This window comes from Methylobacterium sp. Leaf106 (assembly GCF_001422895.1).
In the GTDB taxonomy this organism is placed as follows: domain Bacteria; phylum Pseudomonadota; class Alphaproteobacteria; order Rhizobiales; family Beijerinckiaceae; genus Methylobacterium; species Methylobacterium bullatum.
In genome coordinates, this window is sequence record NZ_LMNB01000001.1 from 360,132 (window position 1) to 377,635 (window position 17,504).

The following is a 17,504-nucleotide window of genomic DNA, read 5'->3' on the forward strand; positions in this document are numbered from 1 at the left end:
GCGAAGCCTGAACGGCGACGGCAACAGGCCGTCCTGTCAGGTTCGAACACGGCGATGAAACCAGCCCGCCTTGCCGTCATCGCCATCGCGCTCGCCGCCGGTTCGGGCGCCGCCTTTCTGATGAGCGGCAGCGATGCGCCGCCTCCGGTCCAGGCCGTGGTCGAGGCGCCCCCTCCTCCCCCGCTCCCCGTCACGGATGTCCTGGTGGCCGCCGCGGACCTGCCGATGGGGCAGAACATCCAAGCCGCCGACCTTCGCTGGCAGCCCTGGCCCGACCAGGCCATCACCGTCGGCTACATGACGCGCACGGCCTCGCCGAACGGCATGGACACCATCGTCGGCTCGATCGTCCGCACCGCGTTCCTCGCGGGTGAGCCGATCCGCCCGCAGAAGCTCGCGCGGTCCGACGGCGGCTTCATGGCGGCGATCCTGCCCTCCGGCATGCGCGCGGTCGCCATCGTCACAGATACGCGCGGATCGAGCTCGGCCGGTGGCTTCATCCTTCCCAACGACCATGTCGACGTCATCCGGACCTATCGCGACGAAGACGCATCGCGTTCCGGGGGCGGCGAGGTCCAGATTTCGGAGACGCTGCTCACCGACATCCGTGTGCTCGCCGTCGGCCAGATCGTTCAGGAGCGGAACGGGACCAACGTCGTCACCGGCGAGACCGCGACCCTCGCTCTGACACCCGCCCAAGCCGAGACCGTCACCCTGGCCCAGAAGGTGGGACAACTCTCCCTCTCCCTGCGCAGCCTCATGGATGCCGGCCGGACCGTGGATGCCCCGCCGGAGACTCAGCAGGACACGGCCCTGACGGTCGTCCGCTTCGGCGTCGCCAAACAACAACCGCGTCGCTGAGATGCCGAACCGCGCGATGATGAAGGATTCTCCGATGACCACGAGACACCGGGTCCGCGTGGGCAGCCTGTCCGTTCTCGCGACCCTCGCCGGCCTGGTCCTCGCCGCCGCCACCGCCGTGGCGGCGCCGCGGGACGGTTTCACCGCCGCGCCGATCGTCGATGTCGGCGGCAACGAATCCGGGACCTCGCGTCGCGTCGAGCTGACGACCGGGCGCTCCCTGGTGATCGACCTGCCGCGCGACGCCAAGGAGGTCTTCGTCGCCAATCCGAAGGTGGCCAATGCCGTCGTGCGCTCGACCCGCAAGGTCTTCGTCATCGGCATGGAGGACGGTGCGACCTCGATCTTCATCATGGACGCCGAAGGCCGCCAGATCACCGCCCTCGACGTCACCGTAGCGCGGGACCTCAAGCTCGGAACCCTGCGGCAGATCCTGCTCCAGAGCATTGCGGGCGGGCGGTTCGACATCCGGACCGCCGGCGATTCGCTGATCCTGTCGGGCTTCGTCGGCTCGGCGGCCGAGTCGGCCCAGGCCATGGACATCGCGACCGCCTTCGTCGGCCAGGCCGGCGGTGCCCCCGGCGGAGCCGGGGCCCGGGGCGCCGTCATCAACAACCTCACCATCCGGGGCAAGGATCAGGTGATGCTCCGCGTCACCGTCGTCGAGGTGGCCCGGACCGTGCTGAAGCAGTTCGGCGTCAATCTCAGCGGCAACTGGTCCGGCCTCAACCTCGCGAACGTCGCGCCCTTCGGTCTCAATGGCGGCCAATTCCCGAACGGGAACGAGATCAAGGCGACGATCAACGGAGGCGGCGGGGCGAGTGTCTCGGCCACCCTGCGGGCCTTCGAACAGGCCGGTGTCTCACGCATTCTCGCGGAGCCGACGCTCACCGCGATCTCGGGGGAATCCGCGAAATTCACCGCCGGCGGCGAGATTCCCGTCCCCGCCTCTCAGAACTGCACGGGGGGCGTCTGCTCCATCGGCATCGCGTTCAAGACCTATGGCGTGACCCTGAACTTCACCCCCGTGGTGATGGCGGAGAACCGCATCTCCGTGCGCGTCGCAACGGAGGTCTCCGAGATCGACCAGACCAACTCCTTCACCTTCGTCCAGGGCGATTCCACTGTCGCGGTGCCCGCCTTCACCCTGCGCAAGACCGAGACCACCGTCGAACTCGCCTCCGGCGGGACCATGATGACCGCCGGCCTGATCCAGCAGCGCAGCAAGGCCGCCGTCGGTGGACTTCCCGGCCTCGTGAACCTGCCCATCCTCGGTGCCCTGTTCCGCTCGCGGGACTACCAGCGGCAGGAGACCGAACTCATGATCATGGTCACGCCCTACATCGCCAAGGCGATGGAGGCGAAGCAGGTCGTGCGGCCGGATGACGGCTTCATCGATGCCCAGGACGGTCAGGGTATCCTGCTCGGCCGCCTGAACCGGGTCTACGGCTCGGGCGGCGCCGCGCCGCTGGGCGCCAATTACCGTGGCCGCGTCGGCTTCATCACGGACTGACGCGGCGATCTAAGATCGCGACGCCACGATTTCTCAGGACGAAGCGGCCCAGGCACCCTCAGGACCCGACCCCTCAATGTCACTCCTTCCCTTCCGCTCCCCCGTCGCACTCCTCGCGTCGATCGCCCTGGCCACCGCCCTCGGTGCGTGCCGTGCCGACCGCGCCGAGACCACCGGCTCGCTCTATCCGGCCGATTACCGGGTCCGCCATCCCATCGTGCTCGCCGATGCCACGCGCTCGCTGGACGTCTTCGTCACCGGGACCGGCCATGTCGATCCGCGACAGCGCGCCGATATCGAAGCCTTCCTGCTGGAATTCCGCCGCTACGGGCGCGGCACCCTCATCCTCGACATCCCGCGCGGGGTCTCGCCGTCGCAGGGTGCCGCCGTGGAGCGGACCGGGGCGGCGATCCGCAGGCTCGGCGCCGACAACGGCATCGGCGGACGGCAGATGATCGTCACCGGCTACGCGGTGGCGGACCCGTTCCTCGCCGCTCCGCTGCGGCTCAGCTTCCAGCGCATGGAGGCGAAGGTCGCCAGCCAATGCGGCGTCTGGCCCCAGGATCTCGGCGTGGGAAGCCCGGGCTTCTCCTCGCGCAACGAGGCCCACTGGAATCTCGGCTGCGCCATGCAGGCCAATGTGGCGAGCCAGGTGGCCGATCCGGTCGATCTCGTTCGCGGCCGGCCGGAAGGGCGCATCGACTCGATCCGGCGCACCGTCGACATCAATAAGCTGCGCGAGGGCAAGGATCCATCAACCATATGGCGTCAGGATGGGAAGACGTCGGTGAAGTCAGCCATCGAGAACTGATCGGCGCGTCCCTTCCCGTCGTTCGACAGAGCTTCGGCCCTCGTTGTCACCCACAGCCCGGACCCCGCCCCATGCCTGACTTCAACGAGTCACCCGAGCGCGTCATCGCTCCGGTGCCGCGGATCACGATCCAGGCATTCTGCGAGACGGGCGAGACGGCCGCGTCGATCGAGGCGGCGGGAAGCGACAGGCGGCTGCAGAAGGCCCAGATCAAGATCCAGATGGGCGGCGGCCCCGCCGCCGTCGAGGCGTTCCGCCACGCGCCCACGCCCAACGTGGTCATCATCGAGACGCAGGGCACGAAGTCGCGTCCCCTGGAGATCCTCGATTCCCTGGCGGAGGTCTGTGACGAAGGGACGAAGGTCGTCGTCATCGGCCACGTCAACGACGTGCAGCTCTACCGCCAATTCATCCAGCGCGGCGTGAGCGAGTATCTCATGGCGCCGGTGGAGCCGATCGTCCTGATCCAGGCCCTGTCCGACCTGTTCACGGCGCCCGGTGCCAAGCCGGTCGGCCGCACCATCGCGGTGGTCGGCGCCAAGGGCGGCGTGGGCTCCTCCACCATCGCCCACAACCTGGCATGGACCGTGGCGCGCGAGCACGGAATGGCGACGGTCATCGCCGATCTCGACATCGCCTTCGGTACGGCGAGCCTCAACTTCAACCAGGACCCGCCGCAGGGGATCGCGGAAGCGGTCTTCGCGCCCGAGCGCCTCGATTCCAACCTCCTCGACCGCCTGCTCTCGAAATGCAGCGACAACCTCTCGCTGCTCTCCGCGCCGGCCACCCTCGAACGGACCACGGACCTCACCGAGCCGTCCTTCGACAACCTGATCGACCTCCTGCGCGCCGCCGTGCCCTGCGTGGTCCTCGACGTGCCCCATACCTGGTCGGCCTGGACCCGGCGCCTGCTGATCTCGTCCGACGAGATCATCGTCGTCGCCCAGCCGGAGCTCGCCTCCCTGCGCAATCTCAAGAACCTGCTGACCCTGCTGCAGCAGAACCGGCCCAACGACGCCCGGCCGCGCATCGTCCTCAACAGCGTCGGCGTGCCGAAGCGCCCCGAGATCTCGGCCGGTGAGTTCGCCAAGGCCCTGGACGCCACGCTGACGGCGGCGATCCCCTACGATCCGGCCCTGTTCGGCACGGCGGCCAACAACGGTCAGATGATCGCCGAGGTCCAGGCGGGCGCCAAGGCCTCGGACGTGTTCTCGGAGCTCGCAGCGCGCATGATCGGGCGTTCCGAGACGCGTCGTGTCCGCGGGAACCTGTTCGAGCCTCTCCTGTCGCGGCTGTCCCGACGCAAGGCGTCGTGATGGCGGCGCGCTGCGTGGAGGTCCGTCATGTTCGGTAGGAGGAGCCCGGCCTCGGAGATCCCGAAGGCGGTCGCGGTTCCGTCCGCGCCAAAGCCGCAGGTTCCGATTCCCGTCCTCGACGACCAGCCGGGCGTGGCGAAGACCCAGCAGGTGGAACGGCTCGTCCCCGTCCGGGAGGCGGTGAAGTCGGAGGATTACTTCCGCACCAAGAGCATGATCTTCGGTGCGCTGATCGAGGCCATCGATCTGGCGCAGCTATCTCGCCTCGACGTCGAATCGGCGCGCGAGGAAATCCGCGACATCGTCTCGGAGATCATTGGCCTCAAGAACATCGTCCTGTCCATCGCCGAGCAGGAGGAACTCCTCGACGACATCTGCAACGATGTCCTCGGCTACGGACCGCTGGAGCCGCTGCTGGCCCGGGACGACATCGCCGACATCATGGTCAACGGCGCCAACCGGGCCTTCATCGAGGTCGGGGGCAAGATCCAGCTGACCAACGTGCGCTTCCGTGACAACCAGCAGCTGATGAACATCTGCCAGCGCATCGTCAGCCAAGTCGGCCGGCGCGTCGACGAATCCTCGCCGATCTGCGACGCGCGCCTCCCCGACGGGTCCCGCGTCAACATCATCGCGCCGCCGCTCGCCATCGACGGGCCGGTGCTCACCATCCGCAAGTTCAAGAAGGACAAGCTCACCCTCGACCAGCTCGTGACCTTCGGGGCGATCTCGCCCGAAGGGGCCCGCATCCTGCAGATCATCGGGCGCGTCCGCTGCAACGTGGTGATCTCCGGCGGTACGGGGTCCGGCAAGACCACCCTGCTGAACTGCCTGACGCGCTACATCGACGAGGACGAGCGGATCATCACCTGCGAGGACGCGGCCGAGCTGCAGCTGCAGCAGGCCCACGTCGTCCGCCTCGAGACCCGGCCCGCGAACATGGAAGGGTCGGGGCAGGTCACCATGCGCGACCTCGTGAGGAACTGCCTGCGCATGCGGCCGGAGCGGATCATCGTCGGCGAGGTGCGCGGCCCGGAGGCGTTCGACCTGCTCCAGGCCATGAATACCGGCCATGACGGCTCGATGGGCACCCTCCACGCCAACTCGCCCCGCGAGGCGCTGGCCCGTATCGAATCGATGATCACCATGGGTGGGTTCAGCCTGCCCTCGCGGACCCTGCGGGAGATGATCGTCGGGTCGATCGACATCATCGTCCAGGCGACGCGCCTGCGCGACGGTTCGCGCCGCATCACCCACATCACCGAGGTGATGGGGCTAGAAGGCGACGTCATCATCACCCAGGACCTCTTCGTCTACGATGTGCTCGGCGAGGACGCGAACGGCAGGCTCATCGGGCGCCATCGCTCCACCGGCATCGGCCGTCCGCGCTTCTGGGAGCGCGCACGCTATTACGGTGAGGAGAAGGCCCTGGCCGCCGCCCTCGATGCGGCGGCCGACAGCGCCGGCAGCTCATGAACGCGCTGCAGATGCCCCTCGCCGTCGGGCTCGCGGCGGTGGCGGCCGGGGCCATCGCCTATGTGGTGCTGACCCCCCTCCTGTCGGGGGAGAACCGCGCGGCCAAGCGCATGCGAGCAGTCAGCGTGGTGACGTCTCCCGGCAGTCGCGCGGTCACGGCCAGCCGGCGCGAGCAGGTGGCCAGGAGCCTGAAGGAAGTCGAAGCCAAGCGCGGCGGGACGAAGGTCACGCTCGAACTCAGGATCGCCCGGGCCGGCCTGGATTGGACGAAGCAGAAGTTCCGCGTCGTCTCCGTGCTCATGGCCGTCGTCGCCGGCCTCTTCGTCTTCGTCCTGACCTCGCACAAGCTCGCGACCCTGGCGGCCCTGTTCGCCGGCGGGTTCGGCCTGCCCCTGTGGATGCTGAGCGTCCTGCGCAAGCGGCGCATCGCCGCCTTCATCGCCGAACTGCCCACCGCCATCGACATCATCACCCGCGGCGTGCGCGCCGGCATCCCGGTGGGCGACTGTTTCCGCATCATCGCGCGGGAAGCCGAGGAGCCGATCCGCAGTGAGTTCCGCCAGGTGGTGGAATCCCAGACCCTCGGTCTCAGCCTCGGCGATGCCATGGTGCGGATGTACGAGCGGGTGCCCGTCTCCGACGTCAACTTCTTCGCCATCGTCATCGGCATCCAGGGCCGGTCCGGCGGCAATCTCTCGGAAGCCCTGAGCAACCTCTCCAAGGTCCTGCGCGAGCGCAAGAAGATGGCCGGGAAGATCCAGGCCATGAGCATGGAGGCCAAGGCCTCGGGCGGCATCATCGCGGCCCTGCCCTTCATCGTTGCGGTGCTGACCTACCTGTCGAGTCCGGCTTACGTCTCGCTGCTCTGGACGACGGATACCGGCAAGATGGCCCTCGTCGCCTCCGCGATCTGGATGTCGATCGGGGTCTTCGTGATGAAGAAGATGATCAGCTTCGAGGTCTGACCGCCCATGTTGTCCCTCATCGGCGAAAAGCTCATCGATCCGCGCTTCATCGGCATGGTTCTGGCCGGGGTGGCGGCCGCGGCGACGGCCTTCGCCCTGCTGCAGCCGCTTCTGGAGCCCGACAAGCTCAACAAGCGCATGAAGCTGATCGGCGACGAGCGCGAGGAACTGCGCCGCCGCGAGCGTGACCGGCTCAACAATCGATCCACCCTGCGCGTGGCGCCGAAAGCGTACATGAAGCGGGTCGTGGACCAGTTCAACCTGAGCCGCTGGCTCGGTACCGATACCGCCCGGCGGCAATTGATCATGGCCGGATACCGCTCGCCGGGCGCGGAGACCGGGTTCCTGTTCTTTCGCATGATCACCCCGATCGCGGTCGGACTGGCGGCGATCTTCTATCTGTTCGTCCTGAAGGTGCTGGACTACTCCGTCACCGTTCGTCTCATGATGGTCATCGCGGCCCTGCTGCTCGGCATCAAGGGACCGGAACTCTACCTGCTCAATGCCACGAAGAAGCGTCAGGCCGAGATCCAGGCGGCTTGGCCCGATGCCCTCGACCTCGCCCTGATCTGCGTCGAATCCGGGATGTCGGTGGAGCACGCCATCCGCCGGGTCAGTATCGAGACCGTGACCCAGTCGGTCGCGCTGGCGGAGGAACTCGCCGTCACTGCGGCGGAACTGTCCTACCTGCCCGATCGCCGCATGGCGTTCGAGAACCTCGGCAACCGTGTGGGCCTCGATGCCGTCAAGGCGGTCACCACCGCCTTGATCCAGGCCGAGCGCTACGGCACGCCCGTGGGCCAGGCCCTCCGCGTGCTGTCGCAGGAGAGCCGCGACCACCGCATGAACGCCGCCGAGAAGAAGGCCGCCGCCCTGCCGCCGAAACTGACCGTGCCGATGATCCTGTTCTTCCTGCCGGTGCTGTTCGTCGTGATCCTGACCCCGGCGATCATCCAGATCTACCGCTGAGGCGGCGCTCAGCCCCGCGGCATGTCGCCGGCGAGCGGGCGGCTTGAGGATCTGGGTGCTTTCTGCGCCCGGGCCTGGGCGGTCATCGCGCGCAGGGAGGCGGCGTTTGCGGCTGCCTCCTCCGGGGTCAGGTCACCCCGGGTCAGTTCCTCCGCCTCCGCGAGCTTGCCCCTTAATCCGAGGACCAGAGCGAGATTCTGCCGCACCCGTGCATCCGCGCGCGGCTGGGCCACGGCGTTGCGCATCACGGTCTCGGCCTGATCGAGCTGCCTCGCCAGAGCGTAGGAGAGGCCGAGATTGGACAGGACCGTGGGATCGTCCGGCTGGATCTTCAGCGCGGCCTCGTAGAAGCCCTGCGCGCGGGCATGGTCGCCCATCTGGTCGGCCACCGCGCCCTGGGCGGACAGCACGCGCCAGTCCGGCCGGGCCGGGGTATGGGCGTTCTGGAGCACTTCGGCGGCCTCGGTGAACCGTCCGACCTCCGCCAGGGCCTTGCCGTAGGCCGCCAGCACGGCCGAGTTCTTGGCGTTGCGCAGGGCCGTCTGCTGCAGCACGGCCACGGCCTGCGGCTTCTGGTTCGTCGCCTTCAGCGCCTGCGCATAGCGCAGGGCGAGGCCGACATCGTTCTGATCGGCGTTGTATTTCTGGCCGAGCGCATCGACGTCGCGCAGGGTCACCACCTCGCGGCTCGGCGCGCGCCCGAAACTCTTCAGGGAGAGCCCGCCGATCGAGCCGGTGGTCTCCGGTGAGCCCGACTGGCAGGCGCTCGCCAGGAGGCCGAGCAGCGTCACGCCGGCGAGACGCAGCGGGAGCGTCATCCCCGTCCGGGCCGGCTGCGATGACGAGGGCTGGTTTGAACGCAACGACACCATGACGTGCTCCGCACGAGCCTGCCGGTCGACGCTTCACGTCTCCGGTCGTGCGGTGATAGACCGTTAACCCTAATCGCCGGTTAACCCACCTTCAGGGCGTCCAAGGGTCAGCCGGCCGCGTCACGCAATGCCCCCGAGATCCGACCCTGCCCCATCTCAGCCCCGACGATCCCACCGCCCTCCCGATCTTCTGCATCAGGGGCGAGGAGTGGAGCAGTTTCGAAGCGGAACTCGGCGCGCGGCACGGGGCCTTCGCCAAGGCGACCGACTTTCAGCCGAAAGCCGGGCGTGTGGCGCTGCTTCCCGCCGAGGATGGCCGCGTGGATAGGGTCCTGTTCGGCCTCGGTGACGGAGCCGATCCGTTCCTTGTCGGCAAGCTGCCCTCGCTGCTGCCCCCCGGAACCTACCGGCTCGAACCCAGCCCCTCCCTCGACAGGCAGGCCGCTTCCCTGGCCTGGCTGCTCGGAAGCTATCGCTTCACGCGCTACCGCAAGCCGCAGCCGAAGGGGCCCGTCCTCGTGACCCCGGAGGGTGTCGATGCCGCCGAGATCCGCCGGATCTCTGAGGCGGTCGCCCTCGGGCGCGACCTCGTCAACACGCCCGCCAACGACCTCGGCCCCGAGGAGATCGAGGCCGTCGCCCGAGCCCTGGCCGATCGCCACGGTGCGGCGATCTCCGTGACCGAAGGGTCGGAGCTCGCCCGCGACTTCCCCCTCGTCCACGCGGTCGGCGCGGCCTCCCCCCGCGCGCCCCGCCTCATCGACATGATCTGGGGAGACGCGGACGCTCCGAAAGTGACCCTCGTCGGCAAGGGCGTGGTGTTCGATACGGGCGGCCTGGACATCAAGCCGTCGAGCGGCATGCTGCTGATGAAGAAGGACATGGGCGGTTCCGCCGCCGCCCTCGCCGCCGCCGCGATGATCATGGGCTCCGGCCTGAACCTGCGCCTGCGCGTCATCGTTCCCACCGTCGAGAACGCCATCGCCGGCAACGCGTTCAGGCCCGGCGACGTGTTCCGGAGCCGCGCCGGGCTGACGGTGGAGATCGGCAATACCGATGCCGAGGGGCGCCTGATCCTCGCCGACGCCCTCGCTTTGGCCGACGAGGAGAAGCCCGATCTCCTCATCGATTTCGCCACCCTCACCGGAGCGGCGCGGGTCGCGCTGGGGCCGGATCTGCCGGCCTTCTTCACCGAGGACGACGCCCTGGCCTCGGCCGTCTACGATGCGGGACAGGTCGCCGCCGACCCGGTCTGGCGGCTGCCGCTCCACAAGCCCTATGCCAGCCTGCTCGATTCCAAGGTCGCGGACCTCAACAACGTCTCCGGCGGCCCCTTCGCCGGGGCGATCACCGCCGCTCTGTTCCTGCGGCGGTTCGCGCCGGGCACGCGGGCGCATGTGCATTTCGACCTGTACGGCTGGAACCCGTCGACCAAGCCCGGAAGGCCGGAAGGCGGCGAGGTCCAGACCGCCCGCCTCGTCTACGCCCTCCTGAAGGAGCGCTATCCGGCCCGGTAGCGGGCGACTTCAGGCCGCGAGCTGCGCCTTCTCGGCGATATAGGCGACGCGCACCACGTCCTTGCCATAGGTCCGTTCCAGGCGGCGCACGGTGAAATGGGCGCGTGCCATCGCCTGGAAATGGTTCATGAAGGCGGTGTTCACGGCCGCCCCCCCGACCGCGCCGAGGATCGGCACCGCCTGCGCCGCGACCTTCTGCGAGACGACGAGGCCGAACCGCGCCGCGATCTGCGTGGAGAAGCGGATCAGGGCCGGGGCCGCCTCGTCGAGCAGGGCGCGGTTGCCGGCATAGCGCGCCGCTTCCGACATGGTCTTGGCGAGTGCGGCGCGCACGGCGAAATACCCGCTCTCCGTCAGCGCCGTCTCGGCGCCGCTGCGTCCGCCCAGCGCGAAGACCTGGACGCAGGCCAGGGCGTTTTCCGGGTCCGACAGGTCTTCGCCCTCTTCCCGCGCGATCTGCGCGATGGAGCGCAGCATCAGCGTGGTCGAGACCGGCAGTTCCACCGGCAGGGTCGCGATGCCGAAGGCACCGCCCACGGCGCCGGACAGGGCCGCCATCGCCTTGTGTCCGAAATCGCCGGTGGGCAGGAAGCGCGCGAAGCGCTCGCCCGCCGTGCTGGCCGCCGGCACGGGGAGGTCGTCGAGCACCGGCACGGCGGTCGCCCCGGCGGCCGAGGCCGGGACGATGGTCTTCTCGGCCTCCGGCAGGGTCGCGAGGGCGACGCGCAGGGCCGTCCGCATGGCCCCTTCCGTGGCGCGCGACACCGCGTCGGTCACGGGCGCCGGAAGGCTGCGGCTGATCATGTCGAGGGGAGCCCCCGCCACCGCGGACAGGCGCGCGGCGAGGCCGGGCGTCTCCAGCGTGCGGACGGCACGCACGAGCGCGGCGCGGTCGGCATCGTTGAGGTCCGGGCCGGCCGACGCTTCGGCCGGGGTGGAGCGGGTATCGTCGACGAGGGAAATGTTGCTCACGTCTGCGGTCTCATCCGTGTTTCGGGCGCCGGCGCGCCGGGCCGATCGCTGGAAGCAAGCGTGAGGCCCGCGGGATGGTTCCCGCTCACGGTCTCGGTGTCGCCCGAGGCGGCGGTCTCGGCGGCGGCGCGGGCCGCGCTGCGTTCACCGGCGCGCCCGACGAAGAAGCACAGGATCAGCACCGGGATGCCCACCGCCGCCGTGAAGGCGAAGAAGACCGGGTAACCGTAGCTGGCGACCATGAAGCCGGACGTGCCCGCCACGAGCTTTCCCGGCAGGGCGTAGAGCGAGGAGAACAACGCGTATTGCGTGGCCGCGAAGCCCGGCGCCGTGAGGCTCGACATGTAGGCGATCAGCGCCATTCCGGCGAAGGATCCGCAGAAATTGTCGATGGAGATCGCGGCGGTCAGGCGCCAGACTTCCGGTCCGCCATAGGACAGCCACGAGAAGGAGAGGTTGGAGGCCGCGCCCAGGAATGCGCCGGCGACGAGGGTGGGGAACAGCCCGAACCGGGTCATCGCCCAGCCGCCGACGAAGGCGCCGGCGATGCCGACCCAGATGCCGTAGAGCTTCGACACCGCGCCGATCTCGGTGAGGGTGAAGCCGATTTTGAAGTAGAGCGGGCTCGCCATCACGCCGGAGATGAAATCCGGCATGCGATAGAACGCGACCAGGATGAGGATCGCCCACAGGCCCGGGCCGAGGCGGGTATGCAATTCGGTGAGGGGTTCGAGCACGGCGGCGCGGAACGACCAGGCCTTCGCCGGTGCGCCGGCCGGCTGCGCGGATGCGGCGTCCAAAGCCTCGGCGTGCTCCCTGTCGAAGGCGGGAGCGAGGAGCGCGGCGATCATGCCGACGCCCATGAGCCCGGCCATGCTGAAATAGGCCACCGACCATCCGGCCCAGTCGGCGATGAACAGGGCGCCCGCCCCGGCGCACATGAGCGCCAGCCGGTAGCCGAGGTTCGAGGTCGCCGCCATGACGCCCTGGAGATCGGTGCCGGCGGCATCGATGCGCCATCCGTCGATGACGACGTCCTGCGTCGCGGCGCAGATCGCCACGAGGAAAGCCCCGAGGCCGAGGAGGACGAGGCTGCTCGCCGGGTTGGCCGTGGCCATGAGCGAGAGCGCGAGGGCGACGGCGACCTGTGTGGCGATCATCCACGAGCGCCGGCGGCCGATGCGGGCGCTCAGGACGGGAACGTCGAAACGGTCGATGAGCGGCGCCCAGAGGAATTTGAGGGTGTAGGGCAGCGCCAGGTAGCTGAAGAGGCCGATCGCCTTGATGTCCACGCCGGAATAAGCGAGCCGCGTGGAGAAGGTGCCGAGCACGAGCAGCAGCGGCAGGCCGGACGAGAAGCCCAGGGCCAGCATCAGGACGATGCGGGGATCCTCGACAATATCCCGCAAGGCGAGCTTGGTGCGCCCCTTTCCCGATACCTCTGCACTCTGAGCCATTCGTGGAACTCCTGAAGGCTTATGACCCTTTAGGGTCGGCTGCCATGTTCGCCGGACGCCGGTTCGTCCAAGGGGTCGTCACGACGCGGTACGGCCTGTGCCGCCTCGTGTGACTGGAATGAAGAATGGTAACCAGGAACTTAATGAATGCGCATACTTTGTAGGTAGCTATTGGCTCGCAATGAGACATATTCCTTGCCGGCGAGTCGACGTAACGAGGAAATATCCTCCCGATCTATTTGCCGAGGCGGTCGTTTCGGTCTGTGCCGTCGAAGTGCTGCTGTCATCGGATGAGGGCGGTGGTACAAGCGTGATGTCAGGATGATGGGCAGCAGCAACAATCAGGTTTCGGCCGGACTTCGCCCGGTGGGGAACGCCTCCGTGGATGCCAAGATGTTCGCCATGGCTTTCGACGCCAGTCCCACGCCCATGGTGGTGACTGACCCTCGCCTTGCCGACAACCCCATCGTCTGGGTCAACGACGCTTTTCTCACCCTCACCGGTTATGCGCGCGCGGACCTGCAGGGCCGCAACTGCCGCCTGCTCCAGGGGCCGGACAGCGATCCGCGGACGATCGATGCCATCCGCGACGCCTTGAGGCGGCAAGCACCCGTCGAGGTCGAGCTGTGCAACTATCGTAAGGACGGCTCCTCCTTCTGGAACGCCATGACGATCTCGCCGGTTCGCAACGACTCGGGCGAGCTGGTGTATTACTACGCCGCCCAGGCCGACATGACCGAGAAGCACGCTCTCGAACTCGCCCTGCAGGAAACGAACGACGAGCTCGAACGGCAGGTTCACGAGCAGACCGCAGACCTGCGGGCCGCCCTGGAGGAGAAGACCGCGCTGCTCCACGAGGTCGATCATCGGGTCAAGAACAACCTGCAGGTCATCTCCTCCCTGGTCTTGCTGAAGGCGCGGCGAACCCCCCAGGGCGAGGCGCGCGATGCCCTTCAGGGCATGGCCGAGCGCATCGGCGCGCTCTCCATGGTGCATCGCATGCTCTATTCGGCCGGGGACGTGACCCGCTTCAATCTGGAAGAGTTCGCCGACGATTTCATGTCCGACCTCACCGCCGGCATCGACCCGGCGCGCACGGCGGTCACCGCCGAGGTCGACCCGATTTCCCTGCCGGCCGCCATCGCGGCACCCCTCGCCCTGATGCTGCACGAACTCGCCACCAACGCCGTGCGCCACGCCTTCCCGAACGATCGCGAAGGACGGGTCAGCATTTCCGCCCGCCGGTGCGAGACCGGCCTGCGCCTCCAGATCGAGGATGACGGGATCGGACGGAATGCCGCGGTGCCGAACCCGGCCGGGTTCGGCTGTTCCCTGGTGGAGATGGTGGTGAAGCAGCTGCGCGGGGTCATCACCTGGCACGAACCCGGTTCGGGGACGCGGGTCGAGATCGTGATTCCCCTTCAATCGGAGAGCCCCAGACCCGCCACGTCCGCGCCGCGTGAAGCCACGCTAGGGCAGGCAGGGTGAGCGCCGGGGACGCACTTCGTATCCTCGTCGTCGAGGACGAGGCGCTCATCGCCCTCGAACTCCAATGCCTTCTGGAAGATCTCGGCCACGTCATCGCCGGGGTGGCGGCAAGCTCGGCCGAAGCCATCGAACTTGGGAGGGCGACCTCCCCCGACATCGCCCTGGTGGACATCCATCTCATCGACGGCCCGACCGGGGTCGAGGTGGCGAGGATCCTGAGCCTCGACCCGCGCACCAGCGTTGTGTTCATGACCGCCAATGACAAGCGCATCCCCGCGGATTTCGCCGGTGCATTGGGCGTCATCGCCAAGCCCTATTCGGAACGCGCGGTCGCGGGTGCGTTGCGCTACGTGGCGGCGATCCGGGCCGGGGGGCAACCCGAGCCGCACGGATCGGACGGGTTCCGGCCGGCGTCGGAGGGCGTGGCGGAGGATGCCCTCTGGTCGCAGAAGCCCTGGGCCGGGGCGAGGCCCTGACGCCTCCGGGCCTCAGTTCATGTCGTCGCGAGCCGTCTTCTTGAGGCGATAGAGCACTTCCAGCGCCTCGCGCGGTGTCAGGGCGTCGGGATCGATCCGGTCCAGCTCCTGCCGCAGGGGATCGTCTGCCGCGGGAGCCTGCACCTCCGGCAGGGGCGGCGGGGCGAGGCTGGCGAAGAGCGGCAGGTCGTCGATGCGCGGACGGGTCGGGCGGTCGCGCTCCGCCTTCTCCAGGTTTTTCAGGATCGAGCCGGCCCGGGCGATGACCCCGGCGGGCAGGCCGGCGAGACGGGCGACCTGAAGGCCGTAGGACCGCTCGGCCACGCCCGGCACGACCTCGTGCAGGAACACCACTTCGCCCTTGTGCTCGGCCACTTTCAGCGTCGCGTTGTCGAGCCGCGTGAGACGCTGGCTCAGGGCCGTGAGTTCGTGGAAATGGGTGGCGAAGAGCGCGCGGCACCCGTTCTGTTCGTGGAGGTATTCGAGGCAGGCCCAGGCGATGGAGAGACCGTCGAAGGTCGCAGTGCCCCGGCCGATCTCGTCGAGGATGACGAGGGAATGCCGGCTCGCCTGGTTCAGGATCGCGGCCGTCTCCACCATCTCGACCATGAAGGTCGATTGCCCGCGCGCCAGATCGTCGGCGGCGCCGACCCGCGAGAACAGCCGGTCCACCACCCCGAGATGCACGCGGGTGGCCGGTACGAAGGCGCCCATCTGGGCGAGGACGGCGATGAGGGCGTTCTGGCGCAGGAAGGTCGACTTGCCGCCCATATTCGGCCCGGTGATGAGCCGGATGCGGCCGCGCCCTTCGCCGGACAGGTCGCAATCGTTGGCGATGAACGGCTCGCCGGACCGCCGCAGGGCGGATTCCACCACCGGATGGCGGCCGCCCTCGACGACGAAGCTGAAACTGTCATCGACGAAGGGCCTGCGCCAATCCCGTTCCACAGCCAGTTCCGCATGGGAGGCGGTGACGTCGAGGCTGGCCAGGGCGTCGGCGATGGCGGCGACGGTCTCGGCCTGGGCCATGATCCGAGCGGCCAGCGCATCGAAGACCTCGGTCTCGAGGGCCAGCGCCCGGTCGGCCGCCCCCGAGATGCGGCTTTCGAGATCGTTCAGTTCCACGCTCGAGAACCGCATGGCATCGATCATGGTCTGGCGATGGATGAACGTCTCGCGCAAGGCGCCCTTGAGGCAGGTCTCGCCCACCGCCTGCGGCACCTCGATGTAGTAGCCGAGCATGTTGTTGTGCTTGATCCGCAGGGTGCGGCATCCGGTCTCCTCGGCATAGCGCGCCTGCAGCCCGGCGATGACCTTGCGTGAATCCTGGCCGAGCAGCCGGGCCTCGTCGATCTCGGCATCGTAGCCGGCGCGCACGAAGCCGCCGTCGCGTCGGTTGAGGGGAAGGTCGTCGGCGAGCGCCGCGCGCAGATGCTCGACGAGATCGGCATCCACCGTGCCGAGGCGCTGGACGATGCCGGTGAGATCCTCCGGCAAGGCTTTCACCTCTCCACACCGCTGCGAGATCGCCAGGGCCGCGTCGAGACCGTCGCGCAGGGCCGCGAGATCGCGCGGCCCTCCGCGCCCGAGGCCGAGCCGCGATAGGGCGCGGGCGATGTCGGGCGCCCGCGCCAGGGCGTCGCGCAGGCTTCGGCGAAGGGCGCCATCCTCCACGAGGAACGACACCGCTTCGTGGCGGCGCCTGATCGCCGACAGGTCGGTGAGAGGGCCGGCGAGATGCTCGGCCAGCAGCCGCGCGCCGATGGCCGACACGGTGCGGTCGATGGCGTCGAGCAGGCTGCCGGTGCGCTCGCCCGAGAGGGTCCGGGTGAGTTCGAGATTGGCGCGGGTCGCCGCGTCGATGGCCAGCGTCGCCCCGCTCGTCTCCCGGGTCGGCGGCGACAGGGCGGGCCGCGCGCCGATCTGCGTGCGCTCGATATAGAGCAGGGCCGCTCCGGCGGCGGCGAGCTCCGCCCGCCCGAACTGCCCGAACCCGTCGAGGGTCGAGACGCCGAACTGTTCCTTGATCCGCCGTTCCGCCGAGGCCGGTTCGAGCTCCGCCTGCGCCAGGGGCGTGACCGGGGCCTTCACCTCGCGCCAGAGGCCGGCGAGCGACGGGTCGGAATGGATCGACTCGGAAAGCACGATCTCGCGCGGATCGTGGCGGGCGATGGCAGCACCCAGTTCGCCTTCGGGTACCTCGCTGAGCGAGAAGCGGCCGGTGGAGATGTCCACGGCGGCGATGCCGTAGGCATAGCCGGATTCCGAGAACTTGCGGCGGCCGAGAGCGAGGAGGATGCTGGCGCGCGACGGGTCGAGGAGACGGTCCTCGGTGATCGTACCGGGGGTGACGAGGCGAACGACCTCGCGGCGCACCACGGATTTCGGTCCCCGCTTCTTGGCCTCCGCCGGGTCCTCGGTCTGGGCACAGACCGCGACGCGATGGCCGAGGGCGATGAGGCGGCTGAGGTAATCGTCCGAGCGCTCCACCGGCACCCCGCACATGGGGATGTCCGCCCCGCCATGCTTGCCGCGCTTGGTCAGGACGATGCCGAGGGCACGCGATGCGATCTCCGCATCCTCGAAGAACAGTTCGTAGAAATCCCCCATCCGGTAGAACAGGAGGCAATCCGTGTTGGCCGCCTTGATCTCGATGTACTGCGCCATCATCGGCGTCGCGCCGGCGATGTCGAGGGGCGAGGCGCTCACCGTCTCCTCGGCCGGGACGCTGGTCTTCGGGCTGGAGCGGGCGGCGCGTTGGGACATGCGCCATCATAGCAGAGGCCGCCGGACCGGATCAGCGCCCCTGCC

The 17,504-nt window shown here is 68.7% G+C and carries 14 protein-coding genes; 10 read left to right on the top strand and 4 right to left on the bottom strand.

Going from position 1 to position 17,504, the window contains the following annotated elements; genetic code table 11:
• Positions 1 to 54: 54 nt before the first annotated feature.
• The 7 genes from cpaB (at position 55) to ASF34_RS01910 (ending at position 7,911) form a co-directional block, all read left to right on the top strand.
• A complete protein-coding gene (cpaB, locus tag ASF34_RS01880; protein ID WP_056158141.1) occupies positions 55 to 861 on the top strand; it encodes a Flp pilus assembly protein CpaB in 807 nt (268 codons plus the stop codon).
• Between the two features lie 34 nt (positions 862 to 895).
• Positions 896 to 2,374 carry a type II and III secretion system protein family protein gene (locus ASF34_RS01885; protein ID WP_056158879.1) on the top strand — a complete coding sequence of 493 codons (1,479 nt, stop codon included), beginning with the start codon at positions 896 to 898 and terminating at the stop codon, positions 2,372 to 2,374.
• Positions 2,375 to 2,450: 76 nt separating this feature from the next.
• Entirely contained in the window at positions 2,451 to 3,185 is a 735-nt protein-coding gene (locus ASF34_RS01890; RefSeq protein ID WP_056144399.1) for a CpaD family pilus assembly protein, read from the top strand.
• A gap of 71 nt (positions 3,186 to 3,256) precedes the next feature.
• On the top strand, positions 3,257 to 4,501 hold the full coding sequence (locus ASF34_RS01895; protein ID WP_056158144.1) for an AAA family ATPase: 1,245 nt from the start codon (positions 3,257 to 3,259) through the stop codon (positions 4,499 to 4,501).
• Between the two features lie 27 nt (positions 4,502 to 4,528).
• Positions 4,529 to 5,977 carry a CpaF family protein gene (locus ASF34_RS01900; protein WP_056158147.1) on the top strand — a complete coding sequence of 483 codons (1,449 nt, stop codon included), beginning with the start codon at positions 4,529 to 4,531 and terminating at the stop codon, positions 5,975 to 5,977.
• Positions 5,974 to 6,942: a type II secretion system F family protein gene (locus ASF34_RS01905; RefSeq protein ID WP_056158150.1), complete on the top strand. Its 969-nt coding sequence runs from the start codon at positions 5,974 to 5,976 to the stop codon at positions 6,940 to 6,942. Before ASF34_RS01900 ends, ASF34_RS01905 begins: the two co-directional genes overlap by 4 nt.
• A 6-nt stretch (positions 6,943 to 6,948) precedes the next feature.
• Positions 6,949 to 7,911, top strand: a complete 963-nt coding sequence (locus ASF34_RS01910; RefSeq protein ID WP_056158153.1) for a type II secretion system F family protein — start codon at positions 6,949 to 6,951, stop codon at positions 7,909 to 7,911.
• An 8-nt stretch (positions 7,912 to 7,919) separates the two neighbouring features.
• Here ASF34_RS01910 and ASF34_RS01915 read toward each other — a convergent pair whose 3' ends face one another.
• Positions 7,920 to 8,729, bottom strand: a complete 810-nt coding sequence (locus ASF34_RS01915; RefSeq protein WP_082494034.1) for a tetratricopeptide repeat protein — start codon at positions 8,727 to 8,729, stop codon at positions 7,920 to 7,922.
• A gap of 200 nt (positions 8,730 to 8,929) precedes the next feature.
• On the opposite strand from ASF34_RS01915, the gene ASF34_RS01920 reads away from it, so the two are divergent.
• Positions 8,930 to 10,300, top strand: coding sequence for a leucyl aminopeptidase family protein (locus ASF34_RS01920; RefSeq protein WP_056158160.1), 1,371 nt, complete (start codon positions 8,930 to 8,932; stop codon positions 10,298 to 10,300).
• Positions 10,301 to 10,309: 9 nt separating this feature from the next.
• Here the strand turns inward: ASF34_RS01920 and ASF34_RS01925 are convergent, their stop codons facing one another.
• A complete protein-coding gene (locus tag ASF34_RS01925) occupies positions 10,310 to 11,272 on the bottom strand; it encodes an EcsC family protein (RefSeq protein WP_056158163.1) in 963 nt (320 codons plus the stop codon).
• A complete protein-coding gene (locus ASF34_RS01930; RefSeq protein WP_056158166.1) occupies positions 11,269 to 12,729 on the bottom strand; it encodes an AmpG family muropeptide MFS transporter in 1,461 nt (486 codons plus the stop codon). The genes ASF34_RS01925 and ASF34_RS01930 overlap by 4 nt, the downstream gene beginning before the upstream one ends.
• Positions 12,730 to 13,050: 321 nt before the next feature.
• On the opposite strand from ASF34_RS01930, the gene ASF34_RS01935 reads away from it, so the two are divergent.
• Both ASF34_RS01935 and ASF34_RS01940 read left to right on the top strand, forming a co-directional pair.
• Positions 13,051 to 14,217, top strand: coding sequence for a PAS domain-containing protein (locus tag ASF34_RS01935; RefSeq protein ID WP_244474495.1), 1,167 nt, complete (start codon positions 13,051 to 13,053; stop codon positions 14,215 to 14,217).
• Entirely contained in the window at positions 14,214 to 14,693 is a 480-nt protein-coding gene (locus ASF34_RS01940; protein ID WP_056158168.1) for a response regulator, read from the top strand. The genes ASF34_RS01935 and ASF34_RS01940 overlap by 4 nt, the downstream gene beginning before the upstream one ends.
• Positions 14,694 to 14,705: 12 nt before the next feature.
• Here ASF34_RS01940 and mutS read toward each other — a convergent pair whose 3' ends face one another.
• The gene (gene mutS, locus ASF34_RS01945; RefSeq protein ID WP_056158170.1) at positions 14,706 to 17,459 is read right to left on the bottom strand and encodes a DNA mismatch repair protein MutS; all 2,754 of its coding nucleotides are present in this window, start codon (positions 17,457 to 17,459) and stop codon (positions 14,706 to 14,708) included.
• Between the last annotated feature and the right edge of the window lie 45 nt (positions 17,460 to 17,504).

Excerpts from the sequence above, each read along its gene's own strand:
- cpaB (WP_056158141.1), top strand. The coding sequence starts at position 55 with ATGAAACCAGCCCGCCTTGCCGTCATCGCCATCGCGCTCGCCGCCGGT.
- ASF34_RS01885 (WP_056158879.1), top strand. The coding sequence starts at position 896 with ATGACCACGAGACACCGGGTCCGCGTGGGCAGCCTGTCCGTTCTCGCG.
- ASF34_RS01890 (WP_056144399.1), top strand. The coding sequence starts at position 2,451 with ATGTCACTCCTTCCCTTCCGCTCCCCCGTCGCACTCCTCGCGTCGATC.
- ASF34_RS01895 (WP_056158144.1), top strand. The coding sequence starts at position 3,257 with ATGCCTGACTTCAACGAGTCACCCGAGCGCGTCATCGCTCCGGTGCCG.
- ASF34_RS01900 (WP_056158147.1), top strand. The coding sequence starts at position 4,529 with ATGTTCGGTAGGAGGAGCCCGGCCTCGGAGATCCCGAAGGCGGTCGCG.
- ASF34_RS01905 (WP_056158150.1), top strand. The coding sequence starts at position 5,974 with ATGAACGCGCTGCAGATGCCCCTCGCCGTCGGGCTCGCGGCGGTGGCG.
- ASF34_RS01910 (WP_056158153.1), top strand. The coding sequence starts at position 6,949 with ATGTTGTCCCTCATCGGCGAAAAGCTCATCGATCCGCGCTTCATCGGC.
- ASF34_RS01915 (WP_082494034.1), bottom strand. The coding sequence starts at position 8,729 with ATGACGCTCCCGCTGCGTCTCGCCGGCGTGACGCTGCTCGGCCTCCTG.
- ASF34_RS01930 (WP_056158166.1), bottom strand. The coding sequence starts at position 12,729 with ATGGCTCAGAGTGCAGAGGTATCGGGAAAGGGGCGCACCAAGCTCGCC.
- ASF34_RS01935 (WP_244474495.1), top strand. The coding sequence starts at position 13,051 with ATGATGGGCAGCAGCAACAATCAGGTTTCGGCCGGACTTCGCCCGGTG.
- mutS (WP_056158170.1), bottom strand. The coding sequence starts at position 17,459 with ATGTCCCAACGCGCCGCCCGCTCCAGCCCGAAGACCAGCGTCCCGGCC.